Here is a 314-nt window from a genome sequence, read left to right on the forward strand (position 1 = left end):
GCCGCACTAATCGCCCGAGCTCTTCCGGAACCGCACCTCGCGGCCCGCGGGACTTCGCGCTCATGCGCGCGGTCCGGGCACGAGGATGCCCCCGAGTCGTCTCCCCTATGCGCCATGCGGCCCCCAGGGCACGTGTATGCGATACCGGACACCGTAACGGTGGGCGCCGCCCACCGGTCAGCGGCCAGAGCATGGGGGGCACGCCCGGTCCCGTTCCGAACCCGGAAGCTAAGCCCCATCGCGCCGAGAGTACTGCGGGGCCAGCCCGTGGGAGGCCAGGGCGCCGCTGACCGGTGGACGGCACCGAGCCGTCG

The 314-nt window shown here is 73.2% G+C and carries 1 rRNA gene; it reads left to right on the top strand.

What is annotated here, in order from left to right:
- Positions 1-176 precede the first annotated feature (176 nt).
- Positions 177-292 (top strand): 5S ribosomal RNA (rrf, locus tag DW112_RS08130).
- Positions 293-314 lie beyond the last annotated feature (22 nt).

The sequence above is a fragment of the Collinsella sp. AM09-41 genome (genome assembly GCF_003473245.1).
In the GTDB taxonomy this organism is placed as follows: Bacteria; Actinomycetota; Coriobacteriia; order Coriobacteriales; family Coriobacteriaceae; genus Collinsella.